Here is a 16737-nt window from a genome sequence, read left to right as displayed (position 1 = left end):
ACCTAAAAAAGGCTAGAATACAAGAGAACTTTCTTCTCATACTCCCTGTTTTTACTAAGGTTTCTTTGCCCTATGTCGAATGCCGTCAGCCCTGAATTAATTAAAACTGTTGTTCTACTTGCTACCAGCGTAACCATCGTGCCGCTTTTTAAGCGTATTGGTTTAGGTAGCGTATTAGGTTATTTAGTGGCGGGATGTTTAATTGGTCCTTCGGTGTTCGGCGTAGTAAAAGATGCAGAATCGGTTCTGCATATGGCTGAACTAGGCGTGGTGATGTTCTTATTCATCATCGGTTTAGAGATGCATCCCGAACGCCTATGGGCAATGAGAAAAGCAATCTTCGGACGAGGTTTTCTACAAGTAGGGCTATGTGGTGCACTACTTACCTTTGCCGGTATCTATATTTTAAATCTTCCAAAAGAAGTCGCGTTTATTGCAGGTATGGGTTTTACGCTCTCCTCTACTGCTATCGTAATGCAAGTATTAGAAGAACGCGGGATTACGAACACACCAAAAGGCCAACGGGTGATTTCTACCTTAATCTTTGAAGATTTATCCATTGTGCCATTATTGGCTTCTATTGCCTTTTTAACACCTGAAACCAAACACATTGAACATCAAACCAACTGGACATCCATTGCTATTGCACTCGGTGCCGTTGTCGGTCTAGTGGTTGCGGGTAAATGGTTAATGAACCCTATTTTCCGCTTAATTTCAAAAGCTCACATTCGTGAAATGATGACAGCCGCCGCGTTGCTTGTGGTATTAGGTGCAGCATTAGCCATGGAAGCGAGCGGGCTTTCAATGGCGATGGGCGCATTCGTCGCCGGTGTGATGCTTTCAGAATCGGCATTCCGTCACCAACTCGAAGCGGATATTGAACCGTTCCGTGGTCTATTGCTCGGTCTCTTCTTTATGGGCGTGGGGATGTCACTTGATTTAACCTTGGTGTTCGACAATGCACTTTGGTTATTAGGTATCGTTTGCCTTTATATTATCGGCAAAGCCTTAGCAGTTTACACCGTTGCACGTATTACGAAACTTGACCGAAAAGAATCCGTTGGACGAATGACCATTATGGCGCACGGTGGTGAATTTGCATTTGTACTCTTCTCTGCGGCAACTACGGCAGGCGTGATGACAAAAGATCAAAATGCAACCTTCACTGCTGCCGTCATTATTTCGATGCTATTCTCCCCATTGATTGGTTTATTGATGCGTAAAATCAACCAACGCAAATCAACAAATCAAGAGGAAAAAGTAGATACCAGCGATCTTGATCCTATTGTGGATTTAGAAGATAGCGTACTCGTGATTGGTTTTGGTCGTTTCAGTCAAATCGTATGTCAATCGCTTCTTGTTCGTGGCATTAACGTATCGGTGATTGATCGCAACATCGAAAACATCCGTGCGGCAGCTAAATTTGGTTTTAAAGTTTATTACGGTGATGGTATTCGCCTTGACGTATTACGTGCTGCCGGTATCGAAAAAGCGAAATGTGTCGTCATCGGGATTAACGATACGGATCGTATTGAAAGCATTGTTCAGAATTTGAAAGATGCTTATCCTAAACTCCCTATTTTGGCGCGAACTTATGACCGTAAAACAACAGTAAGCCTAATTAAACGAGACGTAGACTTTATTGTACGAGAAACCTTTGAGTCTGCACTTACGCTCAGCCATGCAACATTAATGCAATTAGGTGTCAATAAAATTGAAGCCGATGAAGTGATTGCAGAAGTTCGTTACTTAGACCAAGAGCGCTTAAATGAAGAAGTTTTACATGGTTTTTCAACGGATATCATCCGAAAATATTGGATGCCAAAACCTTTCATCAAGCCTCATATAGATGCTGAAGCATTAAATGAAGAAACGGCTGAAATCTTAGAAAAAGAAGATGATATCAATGATGAAGCCGCCGTTGAAACTCTGCTTCATGATGATTCAGAAACTGAAAAACAAAAAGAAGTCGAATAACAAAAAAGCCCGATAAATCATTATCGGGCTTTTCTATTAGGCTTTCATTGTCACAATCCAGCAATTGTGGATTTGCTTATTCCGCTCAAAATCAAGTGGCAAGGTTTTCGCTGAAATTTCAACCGCACTTAATCCCAATTCATCTAACGCCTCAAAATCCATTTTAAAACCACGTTTATTATTCGAGAACACAATGGTGCCGTTAGGGCGTAAAATACGTTTGAGATTACGCATTAATTTGATGTGATCTCGTTGCACATCCCAGCTGTCTTCCATACGTTTAGAATTCGAGAATGTTGGCGGATCCACGAAAATCAAATCAAACTGGCGATCACATTTCTCTAACCATTGCAAACAATCTGCCTGAATGAGCTTGTGCTGTTTGCCTTCGATATCATTTAAAATTAGGTTTTGTTCTGCCCAGTTTAAATAGGTGTTAGACATATCCACGGTCGTCGTTGATTTTGCCCCACCTAATGCAGCATGCACTGTTGCGGAACCGGTATAAGCGAAAAGATTGAGGAAATCTTTGCCTTTTGCCATTTCACCAAGCATTTTACGGGTTAAGCGATGATCCAAGAATAATCCTGTATCCAAGTAATCCGTTAAATTCACCCAAAGCCGTGCACCGTATTCATTCACATAGAAATATTCGCCTTTATTAGCCAATTTTTCATATTGATTCGTGCCTTTTTGCTTTTGACGCACTTTCAAAATCAGTTTATTGGTTTCAATACCGGTGACTTGCAAGGTTGCAGTAACCGCATCCAATAAACGTTGACGCGCTTTATTTTCATCAATATTTTTCGGTGCGGCATACTCTTGCACCACAATATGATCGCCATAACGATCCACCGCTACGTTATATTCCGGTAAATCCGCATCATATAAACGATACGCATCAAGGCCTTGCTGCTTCGCCCATTTTTCAATTTTCTTAATATTTTTCTGTAAGCGATTCGCAAAATCCACCGCTACCGTTGAAGTGCGGTCAAATTCAAGCGGATTTTCAACCGCACTTTCTTTGCGTTCAGAAATTTGATAATTCTTCTGAACACAATCTAATGGGCCATTTTTCGCTTTAAATTGACGATGTGAACGCATACGTAAGCAATCAAGCAACGTAGATTCACTACTGAAAATCGATGCATTCCAACCACCAAATTCATTTTTAAGACGTTGTCCAAAGACTGAATATAGCGCAATCAACGCAGGGGTTGTGCCTAAACGTTCACCGTAAGGTGGGTTACAAATCACTGTTCCCACTTCATCTGGGCTTGGATTCTTTAATGTGGCAACATCACCTTGTTTCCACTGAATTAAATGTGCCACACCTGCATTTTGTGCGTTCTTTTGCGCTTTTTTCAGTACGCGATGATCGAGATCGAAGCCATAAAAATGTGGTTTTGGATTTTGATTAAAATAAGTTTCCGCTTGCTGTACCGCTTCTGCTTTTACCTTATCCCAAGCATCTTGATTATGCCCTTTCCAGCAATCAAAGCCCCAATGTAAACGATGTAATTGCGGTGCAATTTGTGCTTCCATCTGCGCCGCTTCAATTACCAAGGTGCCCGAACCGCACATTGGATCCACTAAAGGTGTCCCTTTTTTCCAACCTGAACGAAGCACAATCGCGGCAGCTAAGGTTTCACGTAAAGGCGCTTGCCCTGTATCTTCACGATAACCACGTAAATGTAATGCTTCGCCACTTAAATCGAGTGAAACGACGAGCTCTTCTTTATTCAAATAAACATGAATTCGGACATCTGGATAGTCTTTATCCACATTTGGACGCGCTTTCCCTTGACGTTCAAAATAATCCACAATGGCATCTTTCACACGCATCGCACCAAATTGAGTGTGACGAATTTCTTGGTTTGTCCCGTTAAAATCGACAAAAAATGTGGATTTCTCATCAAAATAACTTAACCAATCCAGCCCTGTCACAATTGAATACAAGTCTAAATCACTATATATCTTGCCATTTACAATAGGTAACAAAATACGTGAAGCTAAACGTGACCATAATAAGCTGCGATAAAGTATTTCATCATCAGCCTGAAAATGTACGCCGCCTTGTGCAATTTTACATTCCGTTGCACCAAGCTCTGTCAGTTCGACTTTTAAGAGTTCTTCAAAACCACGGGCAGTTGTGGCAAATAATTGTTTCATGCGTTTTCTCGATAGGGAAAAATTGGGCGGATTATAGCACGAAAGTGCGGTTAAATTTGGGGATATTTCAAGAATATTCCCCCTCTTTTGTAAAGAGGGGGCGAGGGGGAGATTTTAATTATTTACTTAAACATTGTGCATAGATATCAGCGGTGGCTTGAAGGAAATTCGCATAAGAATTTGGACCAAGCTGTACGTTATCGCCAATAGGATCTAAACGACCAACATTAACTTTTGTACTTTGTGCAAGCGAATCAATCACTTTTGGTGTGAATTGAGGCTCAGCAAAAAGACAGTTCACATGGTGTTCTTCAATCTCTTCTTTGATGTGAGCAATGGTTTTTGCACCTGGTGCCACTAATGGATTAATGGTGAAATAACCGGTTTGATTTAAACCATACGCATCATTGAAATAGCTATAAGCATCATGGAACACAAAGAAGCCTTTATCTTTGAGTGGCGCTAATTGTGCTTTGATTTTATCGCTTTGCTCAGTCAAAGTGCGGTTAAAATCGGCTAAGTTTTTCGCAATGAGCTCTTTTTTATCTGGGTGTTGTTCTGTTAATTTATCCGCGACTTTCTGTGCCACAATTTGGCTGATGGCTGGTGAATACCATAAATGCCAGTTCACGCTTAATCCATTTTCATCCACATCGTGGTGATGATGCTCATGATCATGTTCGTGCTTATGATCGTGTCCATGTTTATGATCATGATCATGACCGTGCTCGTGTTCATCGCCTTCATGGTAATGTTCATGATGTACTTTGCTTAAAAGCGGTTTAATTTCTGGAATATCAGAAATATTGATGACTTTTTTACTATCAATTTGGCTAATCGGTTTTGCTAAGAAAGCGTCAATATCTTCACCAACCCAAAGCACTAAATCTGCAGATTTCACTTTTTGCACATCTGAAAGTTTTAAGCTGTAATCATGTGGAGAAGCACCTGCTGGTACTAAAACCTGTGTATCTGTTACACCGTTTGCAATCGACGATGTAATAAAACCGAGTGGTTTCACGGATGCCAGTACATCTGCATTTGCTATCATTGGAAGGGTTAAAAGTGCGGTAGAAATTGCACTCATTTTTAATACTTGTTTCATGTTTGTTTCCTTACTTTTATTGGGAATTATTCTCAAAGCCAACATAGACTACGCCTTTTTGATAAAATTGCAACATTCCAAATAAAAAAATGAAGTGATATTTCTTCATCTTGTTAAATACTTTCATTCATAAAGAAAAAGCAACGTTTTCACGTTGCTTCATTTCTTTATTTTAATAACTTATCGATTACCCTAGAAACTGCAAAAAAGCCGAAGGTTGCGGTTATCATGGTTGCTGCACCAAAACCATTTGCACAATTCATGGTGGCGGATACTTCACAGCCCTCGCTCATTTTAGGGAAAATCAGAGGTTGGCTGGAAAACACCGCATCAACTGCAAATTTACGTTGTGGATTTTGGGTAAAATTAAAATCCTTACGTAAAACTGACCGCACTTTTGCCAATAATGGATCTTGAATCGTTTTGCTTAAATCGGCAATTTGAATTTTCGAAGGATCTGTCTGACCACCTGCGCCACCAATGGTAATAATCTTGATTTTATTACGTTTGCAATAAGCAATCATCGCGGCTTTCGTTTTCACGCTATCAATGGCATCAATGACATAATCATAGCCATGATCTAAGTATTCGGCTTGATTATCCGGTGAAATGAAATCATCGATAATATTCACCACGCATTCTGGATTAATCAGCTTAACGCGCTCTGCCATCACTTCCGTTTTAAGCTTGCCAATATTGCCGCTTAATGCAGGAAGTTGACGATTAATATTGGTGACACAAATATCATCCATATCAATCATGGTGATCTGCCCTACGCCACTTCGCGCAAGTGCCTCCACCACCCACGAACCTACGCCGCCAATACCAATGACGCACACATGAGCCTGACGTAAACGCGCCAAGCCTTCTGGTGTGTAAAGGCGACCAATGCCGCCAAAACGTTGTTCGTAGTTATCGACTCGAGCCATTATTGTAGTACCCAAACGCGTCCATAGTGTTTTGATAACCCCGCAATATGACCCGCTTGATCGCCAATACCACGGTATAAGTCAAAGTGGTGACCATTTACCGCACCGCCCACATCAAGTGCCACCATTAAGTGTAATTTGTGTGTGCCCATCCAGTTACCCTCATTATCAATATCCGGTACTTCAACCAATAATACGGTTCCTGAAGGAATTACATTACGGTCAGAAGCAACGGCTGCCATAGGCACTAAAGGCACGCCTGCAGAACCTTTCACTTCTCCTGTTGGATCGTTTTTAAAGAAAACATAAGATGGATTACGTTCTAACAATTCTCGTACTCGAGATGGGTTTGCTTTCCCCCATTCACGAATCGCTTGAATAGACATTTTTTCTTTTGGAATTTCACCATCTTCAACTAACAAACGACCAACCGCTTGATATTTATAGCCATTTTGGCCAGCATAGGCTAAATAATTTAAATTGCCATCACCGTAATCAACATAGCCACTCCCCTGTACGCCTAATAGGAAGTTATCCATCATTGAATCACTGTAAGCGAGCTCTAAGCCTTGTCCTGCCAATGCACCATTATAAATTTCTGCACGGCTATAACGTTTATAGCTTGGCATTGCATAAATTGGATGTTGATATTGACCTTGTGCAGTACGGCGTGCATGAATCACTGGCGAATAATAACCTGTCATCAGCACGTTTTGATAACCATCAAAACCTTTCATAATCTGAGGATTAATGCCGTATTGTGCTAATTCATTTACATTGGCTCCTGCAAGCACCCAGTTAGTGATTTTGCCATAATTCGCCGCAAAGCGATTTGTTAATGAATTTGAATAATCTCGAACATTCGTCAACTGCGTTAAAAAATCACCCTGGTTAACGACCGCACTTTTGTTCTCCACGGAGGCTACTGGACTTAAAATAGCTTGTTGATAAGTACGTCCACTATACTTTGCTCCGAATTTTTGAGGATCGTCGCCTGTCGCAGTACGCGGCAAGCTAGAATTATTTTTTGAAGAAACTTTACTTGGTGCCGATCCACATGATGCAAGCACCGAAACAGCCGCCATCACAGAAAGCATTTTTACGGCGAGATTTTGACGAAATTTCATTCTTATTTTCCTAAATTAAACTAACTAATACAAAGTTGCATACGCTATCAAAAATTCCCTTTTAGGACTAGCACTATTTCATAAAATGATTAATTAATATTCACATTGTTTATTTTCTTAACAAACAGAAAGTCAAATTCAGTTTAAATCTTGCAATAATTTTTGAAACGAGTATATTACGCGCCATCAGACGCGGGGTGGAGCAGCTTGGTAGCTCGTCGGGCTCATAACCCGAAGGCCGTCGGTTCAAATCCGGCCCCCGCAACCAAATTACAAAGCACCGAAATTTCGGTGCTTTTTTCGTTTTTAGATAAAGATAAAATTGAATCAAAATAAAAAGGCACATGTCGGGAAACATTATGCCTTTATCTATCAATCTTATTAGATTTGGTATTTTGTCTTATCGCCAATATCAAAGTGCAATGGCATTCGCCATTTTTGAACCGCAAGAATTAATAATAATCCACCAACGATCAACGATAAAATTCGGGCAATCCAACCCCCTTCAAATACCCAAGTAAACCAAAGTGCGGCGACAAATGCAGGTTGTAAATTTAATAGCGGTACTCTAAAACAGAAGTATTCTTTAAAGCATAAACCGCCCAGTGTGACTAATGCTCCACCCAGTGCCAATTCATGCCAACCTAAAAGCGCACATAAGAGTGCAAGCCACGTGGCAAATTGGAATGTTAAACGGAAATGTTTTAAATAAATATGAAGGGATGACGCACAACAAGCTGCCGCAATCAACACGGCAATTTGAGCCTGTTGAGGATACCAAGTTAAAGCCAAGATGCTAAATGCAGCAATGACAAAGCCTGTGCGATAAATAACGACGGTGAGTTTATCCCAAACATCCATTGGAGATTGAATATGTGGATCGGCCATGTGATTTCCTTATTTTTGATGATAAAAAGTGCGGTCAAAAACACGCTCATTTTTGACCGCACTTAACATTGAGATTATTTTAATCGATCTAAAATCTTTTGATGAATGCCGCCAAAACTACCATTTGACATCACAAGAATCTGATCCGTTGGTTTTGCATCTGCTACAATCATATCTACTAATTTATCAACATTTCCTGTGTAATGTGCCGGTTGCACACATTGTCCTGCAATTTCAGCCACATCCCATGGAATATTATCTGGTTGTAGCATAAATACCGCATCAGCACGTCCAAGCGCTGGTGCAATTTCATCTTTATGCACGCCCATTTTCATGGTGTTTGAACGAGGCTCTAATACGGCAAGAATACGTACACCACCGCCTACTTTGTCACGCAACGCAGTAAGTGTCGCCAGAATGGCTTCTGGATGGTGAGCGAAGTCATCATAAACCGTAATACCGTTTACTTCCCCCTTCACTTCCAAACGACGTTTTGCATTGATAAAGCTGCCTAATGCATGACATGCATCTTCAATTTTCACACCGGCATGGTAAGCCGCCGCAATCGCCATTAAAGCATTGTGCATATTGTGCTGCCCAACAATATTCCATTTCACTTCTGCAACTTTTTGACCGTGATGGAATACGGCAAATTCAGAGCAATCATTGGTAATACGTTCCGCAAACCATTCTTTATCTTTACCGATAAATTGCTGTTCTGACCAACATCCCATATTGAGGGTTTCTTTCACGCTTTGCTCATCTACAAAAGAAAGAATGCGTCCTGTGGAAGGAATGGTTCTGATCATGTGATGGAATTGACGCTGGATCGCGTGAAGATCATCGAAGATATCAGCATGATCGAAGCTAATATTATTAATGATCAAGGTTTTCGGATTGTAATGCACAAATTTAGAACGTTTATCAAAGAACGCTGTATCGTACTCATCCGCTTCAATCACGAAAAACTCACTTTCCCCTAAACGAGCTGACGTACCAAAATTTCCCGCAATACCACCGATTAGGAAACCTGGTTTTAGCCCATTTTGTTCTAAAATCCAAGTCAACATGCCAGTTGTTGTGGTTTTACCATGTGTACCCGAAACCGCTAACACCCAACGATTACGCAATAAATGGTCGTGTAACCATTGCGGACCTGATGTATAAGGCAACGCATTATCTAAAACATATTCCACGCAAGGATTACCGCGTTTCATGGCATTACCAACAATCACCATATCTGGCGCAGGCTGAAGCTGAGCAACATCATAATTAGGAATAATTTCAATACCCTGCTCTTGTAAAAAAGTGCTCATTGGCGGGTAAACATTGGTATCGGAGCCTGTGACTTTATAACCCATTTGTTTGGCAATCATCGCAACACCGCCCATAAAGGTCCCGCAGATGCCTAAAATATGAATATGTTTCATTGTTCTTCTCTAGTTGCTAAAAATGCTGACTATGATAAATCAACTCAAAGATTGAGTAAATAAGGGCTGTTTACATAAACAGCCCTCTTTCTTATTTGATTCGGTCAAAGCCCGCTTGAAGATCGGCAATTAATTCATCCGTGTCTTCAAATCCAATATGCAGACGAATTAATGAGCCCGTTAATTTACGTTCAATACCCGGGCGAATTTTCGCAATTTCTTCTGGTTGATTACATAAAATGAGCGATTCAAACCCGCCCCAAGAATAAGCCATCGTGAACAACTCAAAGTGATCTATAAAGGTAGAAAGCTCTTCGTCATTTAAACGCTTATGTAATTCAAAAGAGAATAAACCGCTTGCACCAGTGAAATCACGTTTAAAGTTTTCATGACCTAGACAGCTTGGTAACGCGGGGTGATAAACTGCTTTCACTTGTGGTTGCTCACTTAACCATTTGGCCACTTTTAAACTACTTTCATGATGTTGTTTTAATCGCACTCCTAAGGTGCGAATACCGCGTGCTGTCGTATAAGCGGAATCAGCGTCAACCATTTGCCCCATTAAATAAGAATGTTCACGCAATTTATCCCAAATCCGCGCATTAGCCACTGCGGTACCGATCATAATATCTGAATGCCCCACTAAATATTTGGTCCCTGCTTGAATAGAGATATCAATACCGTGTTCTAACGCTTTGAATAATACGCCCCCCGCCCATGTATTATCGATCATAATGACAATTTCGGGACTTACGGCTCTAACGGCTTTAACAATCGCAGGAATATCGGGTACTTCCATTGTTAAAGAACTTGGTGACTCTAAAAATAAGACTTTCGTGTTTGGCTGCACAAGTTTCGCAATATCTGTCCCTATCATAGGATCATAATAGGTCGTATCAATATGCATTTTTTTCAAAATCACATTGCAAAAATCTTGTGTCGGCTCATAGGCAGCCCCAGTCATTAAGACATGATCACCCGTTTCCACAAAGGATAAAATAGCATTTGTTACCGCTGCAGCCCCACAAGGATAAAGATAACAACCAGCTCCACCTTCCATTTCACACATTAAATCTTGAAGCGCAAAGTGTGTTAACGTGCCACGACGTCCATAGAAAAGCTCTCCCTTATAACGATTTTTTGTGCAATGTTTTTTATCTGCAATAGTGTCAAATACTAAAGAAGAGGCACGTTGGACTACCGGGTTTACCGCCCCTTGGGTAAAACGTTTTTTACGTCCGGCATGAACCAGTGTGGTTGATAAAGTATGATGTTCTGACATATATTTCACCTGTAACTTAGACAATATTAATTAATTCAATAGATAAAAACAGCTGTTAAAGTGCGGTCAATTTTTTTAGAATAGTACCGAGTTTTTGCGTTAGCAAAATTTTTATTAACATTTATATAGGAATTATGACTATGGTATTAGTAACTCGTCAAGCTCCAGATTTTACTTCCTCTGCAGTTTTAGGCAATGGTGAAATCGTTAACAACTTCAATTTCAAAAAACACGTTAATGGTAAAGCTGCGGTATTATTCTTCTACCCATTAGACTTTACTTTCGTTTGCCCATCTGAATTAATCGCATTCGACCACCGTTATGAAGAATTCAAAAAACGTGGTGTTGAAGTTGTTGGTGTATCTATCGACTCAGAATTCACTCACAATGCATGGCGTAATACCCCAACTGAAAACGGCGGTATCGGTGCAGTTAAATATGCATTAGCAGCTGACGTTAAACACGAAATCGCTAAAGCATACGGTATCGAACACCCAGAAGAAGGTGTTGCATTACGTGCTTCATTCTTAATCGACAAAAACGGCGTTGTTCGTCACCAAATCGTAAACGACTTACCATTAGGTCGTAACATCGATGAAATGTTACGTATGGTAGATGCGTTACAATTCCACGAAGAACACGGTGAAGTTTGCCCTGCTCAATGGGAAAAAGGCAAAGAGGGTATGAAAGACAGCCCTGAAGGTGTTGCTAAATACTTGAAACAAAACGCTGACAAACTTTAATTTTAAGAAAAAGCCACATTAAGTGGCTTTTTTTATTTTTGTAGATCCTTTAAAATGAACGTATCTTTAACCAAAGTGCGGTTATTTTTATGAAATATAATATTCCCATTTTCCTGACGATTCTCCGAGTGATTTTAATCCCATTCTTCGTCTTGGCATTTTATCTCCCTATCCCTTCAGCGCCTTTTATTACCACTCTTATTTTCTTTATCGCGGGTGTCACTGACTGGTTTGATGGCTATCTTGCTCGAAAATTAAAACAAACAACCCGTTTTGGTGCTTTCCTTGATCCTGTAGCTGATAAAGTAATGGTTATTACTGCGCTTGTATTAATTGTGGAATATCAACATTCTTTCTGGATTACCATCCCTGCGATTATTATGATTTCACGTGAAATCATTATCTCTGCTTTACGTGAATGGATGGCTGAGTTGGGTGAACGTAATAAAGTGGCTGTTTCATGGCTGGGAAAAGTAAAAACCACCTCTCAAATGCTAGCTTTAGGTGGATTACTCTGGCGATATAACGTTTATATGGAAACATTGGCAATCATACTACTCTACTTGGCGGCGATTTTAACAGTTTGGTCAATGCTCCAATACTTGAAAGCAGCGAAAGGCAGCTTGTTAGATAACATTGAATTATAGAATTGGCTAAATTTTAAATAAAAGGTGCGGTTATTTTAATCGCACCTTTTGTTTTTGAATTATTTTTAATCAATCAAAAGACTTTTTTACGAATTTTATTTGACACAATGAGATAAATCCGTAAAATACGCCCCGTTGTTTGGCAACAAGCAAACGCGGGAATAGCTCAGTTGGTAGAGCACGACCTTGCCAAGGTCGGGGTCGCGAGTTCGAGCCTCGTTTCCCGCTCCAATTTGCCCGAGTGGTGGAATCGGTAGACACAAGGGATTTAAAATCCCTCGCCTTTCGAGGCGTGCCAGTTCAAGTCTGGCTTCGGGCACCATTTCAAAATTATACCAGTGGGTCGTTAGCTCAGTCGGTAGAGCAGCGGACTTTTAATCCGTTGGTCGAAGGTTCGAATCCTTCACGACCCACCACTTTAAAGCAGCACCTTAACGGGTGTTTTTTTATATCTAAAATTTGGAGTGACGACTTCCCTGCCCCTTTTCTAAAAACACATAAAAAATAAATATACTTTGCTATCCCTATGAGTTTGGACAGCTCATCAATTCACTTAAATTCAATGATATTAAATAATGCTTATGCATCAAAATTTGTATCTCAATAGTTACTTGATTGACACAACTTTTGATAGATAATCAACCTGCGGCTGTTTTTTTTACTCATAGAGCTGTTTCACCTGCTGAGGTGTCATCAGTCGTTGATATTTGCTGAATTCTTTTGCCATATAATAAGCACCAAAATTTGTTAAGTGATCTTGGTCTCCATACAAATATTTTCCTTCTACCATAACACTATCTTTAGGTAAATACTGTTGAGCATCTATCCAATAAACCTTAGGAATATCTTTAACTAAATCATGAATAATTCTGTTGCTGGCATCAATATCTCCCATTCTATGAATTGGTTCTAAGTATTTCTCCAATCCATATTTTTCTAGTAAATATCCACGAATAGGTGATCTGCTAATAGAGCTATTATTTGCAAAAATATAAACTGATTTTGATTTTGCAAGTAATTTTACAGTTTCTCTGAATCTTGTTTTGAAGTCTGGAATAACCACTGATTCCATGTTAAATCTTGGCACAGGTTGTCCTCCCATTCTTAAATCATAAAATCCAGAAATAAAAATAGCTTTATATTTGGGTGAAGAGATCTCCTCAAATAACGCTTGGCACTCAGGTTTTATCCTATTGTTTTTACCTACTAAAACAAAACAGTCTTTTCCATCTGTTACGTTCAAAATACTTGATTGCCATCCTTCTTGCTTACCAAGATATTTTAAGAAATAAGTAAGATGTTCGGCATGAGAGTCTCCAATTGTTAGAATCTTAGCTGGAAAGTTATTCTCTAAATTAACAGATAACACATCTTGTTCAATATGTTCTTTTTCTTTTCTAATTTGTTTTCTTTCATAGGTGTTATACCCAATAATAAAAAGAGAAGGAATCAGATAAAGATAGATAAATGCCTGTTTAAAGTTTAATTTTGATTTTCTTATGGGTTGTTCAATCACATAATAACTTATTATAGAGAAAATACTCGTTAATGTGACAACAATAAAAACTGTAGCGCCTTGAATCTGTTTATCACCAGTAATGTAATAAGCAAAAGAAATAAAAATCCAGTGATATAAATAAAGGGAATAAGAAATTTTCCCAATAAATACCATCACTTTGTTAGATAAGCATAACTTAATGATATTAAATTGAGATGTAGTGTGAATAATCAACGCTGTAAGAACACAAGGAATAATTAAAGTAATTCCTGGAATAAACACAGTATTCTTATGTATTAAAAAGAAGCAAGAAAATAATAGTAATGTACTTAAGATAGCCAGAATATTACTTACTGGTTTGCTCAATTGAATCTTGTTTGAGCAATGATGATAAATTGCTAGTAATGATCCTGCAAGTAATTCAGGAAATCGTAAGTTAGATAGATAATAAATATTAGGTTGATGAAATACCTCTTTATAAAAAGAAGCAGGAATAAAAGAGGTGAAAAGTAAAATAAAAAATAATATTAGAGTGATAAGAAACAATATCCTAACTTCTCTAAATTTTTTATAAGCGAAAATAAGGATGAGTGGAAAAATAAGGTAGTATTGTTCTTCTACAGCTAATGACCAAAGATGTAATACCGGATTCTCATTAGCACTTAAATCAAAATAACCTTGCGTTAAACCTAGATAAAAATTAGATAAGAATAACGTGGCTAACTCAATCGTTTTTCTTACTTGGTTAAAGTCATTATAAATAAAAATAGCAGATGCAATGAAAGAAACCAATACGACGACAGTGATAAAAGCGGGATAAATTCGTTTAATTCGTCGAGTATAAAATTGCTTAAATGAAAAAGTATTTTGTTGAATTTCTGTAATAATAATACCGGTAATAAGAAAACCAGAAATTACAAAGAAGATATCGACACCAAGAAAGCCACCAGGTAACCAGTTTTCATTAAGATGATAAATAATGACAGAAATAACAGCAATTGCGCGTAATCCGTCAATTTCTGCACGATATTTTATGGAGGACATAATATTCCATTCAACAAATACATTAATATAAACAATCCTTAGAAAGCAAATCATCTCATAAACTTAGACCGTTTATAGATTGACTTAACTACTGAACTCCATATTGTACAGTTTTCGAAATCTTTTTAGATACGTTTAACTATGCAACCAAAGATGTGTAAGCAGGAATAGAAAGATTGTTGGCCAATTCACGGATAACCATATCTCACGCTAAACATATTGGATAACTTGATACTTAAAAAGTTACTCAATATGTTTGCCCATAAAAATCTTCGATTTAATCCGCTAATCAAAGTCTCCAATTTTTAGGGCAAAGATTATCTTCATTCGGTTATTTATCTATATTCTTAATATGATTAGCCGTGATAACGTCCTACGCCTAATTCATCTTCTTTACGAGTACGATTCATCACTTCTTGTGGAGATTGTGCAATACGTAATCCCATTTGGTCTTCAGTACGTACCACTTCACCACGTAGAGAGTTAGTATAAACATCGGTAATCTTGATATCGACAAACTTACCAATCATATCTGGTGAGCCTTGGAAATTCACAATACGGTTGTTTTCAGTACGTCCTGTTAATTCCATAATATCTTTCTTAGACGGCCCTTCCACCAACACGCGTTGCTCTGTACCAAGCATACGGCGACTATATTGTGCCGCTTGTTGGTTGATACGCTCTTGTAACAGATAGAGACGTTGTTTTTTCTCTTCTTCGGTTACATCATCTGGCATGTCTGCTGCAGGTGTACCTGGACGCGCAGAATAGATAAAGCTAAAGCTCATATCAAAATTCACTTGTGCTATTAGGTTCATTGTTTGTTCAAACTCTTCATTGGTTTCACCTGGGAAGCCTACAATGAAATCTGAGCTGATTTGAATATTTGGACGCACGGCACGTAATTTACGAATGATCGATTTATATTCTAACGCGGTATGACCACGTTTCATCATGGTTAAAATACGGTCAGAACCAGCTTGCACCGGCAAGTGTACGAAGTCTACTAATTCTGGTGTATCGCGATACACGTCAATAATATCGTCAGTAAATTCGATTGGGTGGCTCGTGGTAAAACGTAAACGGTCGATACCGTCAATAGATGCTACTAAACGCAATAATTCCGCAAATGTACAGATACCGCCATCAAATGTCGGGCCACGATACGCATTTACGTTTTGGCCTAATAAATTGATTTCACGAACACCTTGATCGGCCAACTGTGCAATTTCAAATAACACATCATCAACAGGACGGCTGACTTCTTCACCACGGGTATAAGGCACCACGCAGTAAGTACAATATTTATTACAGCCTTCCATAATAGACACAAATGCAGTTGGACCTTCTGCGCGAGGCTCTGGTAAGCGGTCAAATTTCTCAATTTCAGGGAAACTGACATCCACCACCGAACTTTTACCGCCACGAATTTGATTAATCATTTCTGGTAAGCGATGTAAAGTTTGCGGACCAAATACGATATCCACGTAAGGTGCACGATGACGAATATGTTCACCTTCTTGTGAAGCCACACAACCGCCCACACCGATGACTAGGTTTGGATTTTGTTTTTTTAATTCTTTCCAACGACCTAACTGATGGAACACTTTTTCTTGTGCTTTTTCACGGATAGAACAGGTGTTAAGAAGTAACACATCTGCTTCTTCTGGAATATCTGTCAATTCCAAACCATGTGTATTTAAGAGAAGATCGGCCATTTTCGATGAATCATACTCATTCATCTGACAGCCCCATGTTTTAATATGTAATTTTTGCGTCATATTGCTTAAAAAATAAAGATTAGTAAAAAGATAAAATCGGTCGGCTATTGTACAGATTTGTGGGAATTCTGGCTAGTGTAAAATGGACTTTTACCTATTTCGGTATAGAAAAAG

Annotated in this window: 12 protein-coding genes and 4 tRNA genes; 7 read left to right on the top strand and 9 right to left on the bottom strand. The window is 39.0% G+C overall.

Annotated elements, in window-relative coordinates:
- Positions 1-72: 72 nt before the first annotated feature.
- The gene (locus tag DPV81_RS04465; protein ID WP_111386940.1) at positions 73-1977 is read left to right on the top strand and encodes a monovalent cation:proton antiporter-2 (CPA2) family protein; all 1905 of its coding nucleotides are present in this window, start codon (positions 73-75) and stop codon (positions 1975-1977) included.
- A gap of 36 nt (positions 1978-2013) precedes the next feature.
- Here DPV81_RS04465 and rlmKL read toward each other — a convergent pair whose 3' ends face one another.
- From rlmKL to mltA, 4 genes are all read right to left on the bottom strand, one after another.
- Entirely contained in the window at positions 2014-4149 is a 2136-nt protein-coding gene (gene rlmKL / locus DPV81_RS04460; protein ID WP_111386938.1) for a bifunctional 23S rRNA (guanine(2069)-N(7))-methyltransferase RlmK/23S rRNA (guanine(2445)-N(2))-methyltransferase RlmL, read from the bottom strand.
- A gap of 118 nt (positions 4150-4267) precedes the next feature.
- Entirely contained in the window at positions 4268-5254 is a 987-nt protein-coding gene (gene znuA, locus DPV81_RS04455; protein ID WP_111386937.1) for a zinc ABC transporter substrate-binding protein ZnuA, read from the bottom strand.
- A 167-nt stretch (positions 5255-5421) separates the two neighbouring features.
- On the bottom strand, positions 5422-6183 hold the full coding sequence (gene tcdA, locus DPV81_RS04450) for a tRNA cyclic N6-threonylcarbamoyladenosine(37) synthase TcdA (RefSeq protein WP_165818959.1): 762 nt from the start codon (positions 6181-6183) through the stop codon (positions 5422-5424).
- The gene (mltA, locus tag DPV81_RS04445) at positions 6183-7310 is read right to left on the bottom strand and encodes a murein transglycosylase A (protein ID WP_049370144.1); all 1128 of its coding nucleotides are present in this window, start codon (positions 7308-7310) and stop codon (positions 6183-6185) included. Before mltA ends, tcdA begins: the two co-directional genes overlap by 1 nt.
- Positions 7311-7501: 191 nt before the next feature.
- On the opposite strand from mltA, the gene DPV81_RS04440 reads away from it, so the two are divergent.
- Positions 7502-7578, top strand: a tRNA-Met gene (locus tag DPV81_RS04440).
- Between the two features lie 113 nt (positions 7579-7691).
- On the opposite strand, the gene DPV81_RS04435 is transcribed toward DPV81_RS04440, so the two are convergent.
- The 3 genes from DPV81_RS04435 to metC form a co-directional block, all read right to left on the bottom strand.
- Positions 7692-8198 carry a DUF2301 domain-containing membrane protein gene (locus DPV81_RS04435; protein ID WP_111386934.1) on the bottom strand — a complete coding sequence of 169 codons (507 nt, stop codon included), beginning with the start codon at positions 8196-8198 and terminating at the stop codon, positions 7692-7694.
- Between the two features lie 74 nt (positions 8199-8272).
- Complete coding sequence (mpl, locus tag DPV81_RS04430; RefSeq protein ID WP_111386932.1) at positions 8273-9628, bottom strand: UDP-N-acetylmuramate:L-alanyl-gamma-D-glutamyl-meso-diaminopimelate ligase; 1356 nt, start codon at positions 9626-9628, stop codon at positions 8273-8275.
- 91 nt (positions 9629-9719) lie between these two features.
- The gene (gene metC, locus DPV81_RS04425; RefSeq protein WP_111386931.1) at positions 9720-10910 is read right to left on the bottom strand and encodes a cystathionine beta-lyase; all 1191 of its coding nucleotides are present in this window, start codon (positions 10908-10910) and stop codon (positions 9720-9722) included.
- Positions 10911-11050: 140 nt separating this feature from the next.
- Between metC and DPV81_RS04420 the strand changes: the two genes are divergently transcribed.
- From DPV81_RS04420 to DPV81_RS04400, 5 genes are all read left to right on the top strand, one after another.
- Entirely contained in the window at positions 11051-11653 is a 603-nt protein-coding gene (locus DPV81_RS04420) for a peroxiredoxin C (protein WP_049370140.1), read from the top strand.
- A gap of 89 nt (positions 11654-11742) precedes the next feature.
- The gene (pgsA, locus tag DPV81_RS04415) at positions 11743-12300 is read left to right on the top strand and encodes a CDP-diacylglycerol--glycerol-3-phosphate 3-phosphatidyltransferase (protein WP_049365349.1); all 558 of its coding nucleotides are present in this window, start codon (positions 11743-11745) and stop codon (positions 12298-12300) included.
- A 155-nt stretch (positions 12301-12455) separates the two neighbouring features.
- Positions 12456-12531 (top strand) — tRNA-Gly (locus DPV81_RS04410).
- A 4-nt stretch (positions 12532-12535) separates the two neighbouring features.
- Positions 12536-12622 (top strand) — tRNA-Leu (locus DPV81_RS04405).
- An 18-nt stretch (positions 12623-12640) separates the two neighbouring features.
- Positions 12641-12716: transfer RNA gene (locus tag DPV81_RS04400), tRNA-Lys, on the top strand.
- A 242-nt stretch (positions 12717-12958) separates the two neighbouring features.
- Here the strand turns inward: DPV81_RS04400 and DPV81_RS04395 are convergent.
- Both DPV81_RS04395 and miaB read right to left on the bottom strand, forming a co-directional pair.
- Positions 12959-14842, bottom strand: coding sequence for an acyltransferase family protein (locus DPV81_RS04395; RefSeq protein ID WP_111386929.1), 1884 nt, complete (start codon positions 14840-14842; stop codon positions 12959-12961).
- Between the two features lie 356 nt (positions 14843-15198).
- Positions 15199-16623 carry a tRNA (N6-isopentenyl adenosine(37)-C2)-methylthiotransferase MiaB gene (gene miaB / locus DPV81_RS04390; RefSeq protein WP_049371534.1) on the bottom strand — a complete coding sequence of 475 codons (1425 nt, stop codon included), beginning with the start codon at positions 16621-16623 and terminating at the stop codon, positions 15199-15201.
- Positions 16624-16737: the final 114 nt, after the last annotated feature.

The organism is Haemophilus parainfluenzae (assembly GCF_003252795.1).
GTDB lineage: Bacteria > Pseudomonadota > Gammaproteobacteria > Enterobacterales > Pasteurellaceae > Haemophilus_D > Haemophilus_D parainfluenzae_K.
This window is presented reverse-complemented; position numbering and strand designations above follow the sequence as displayed.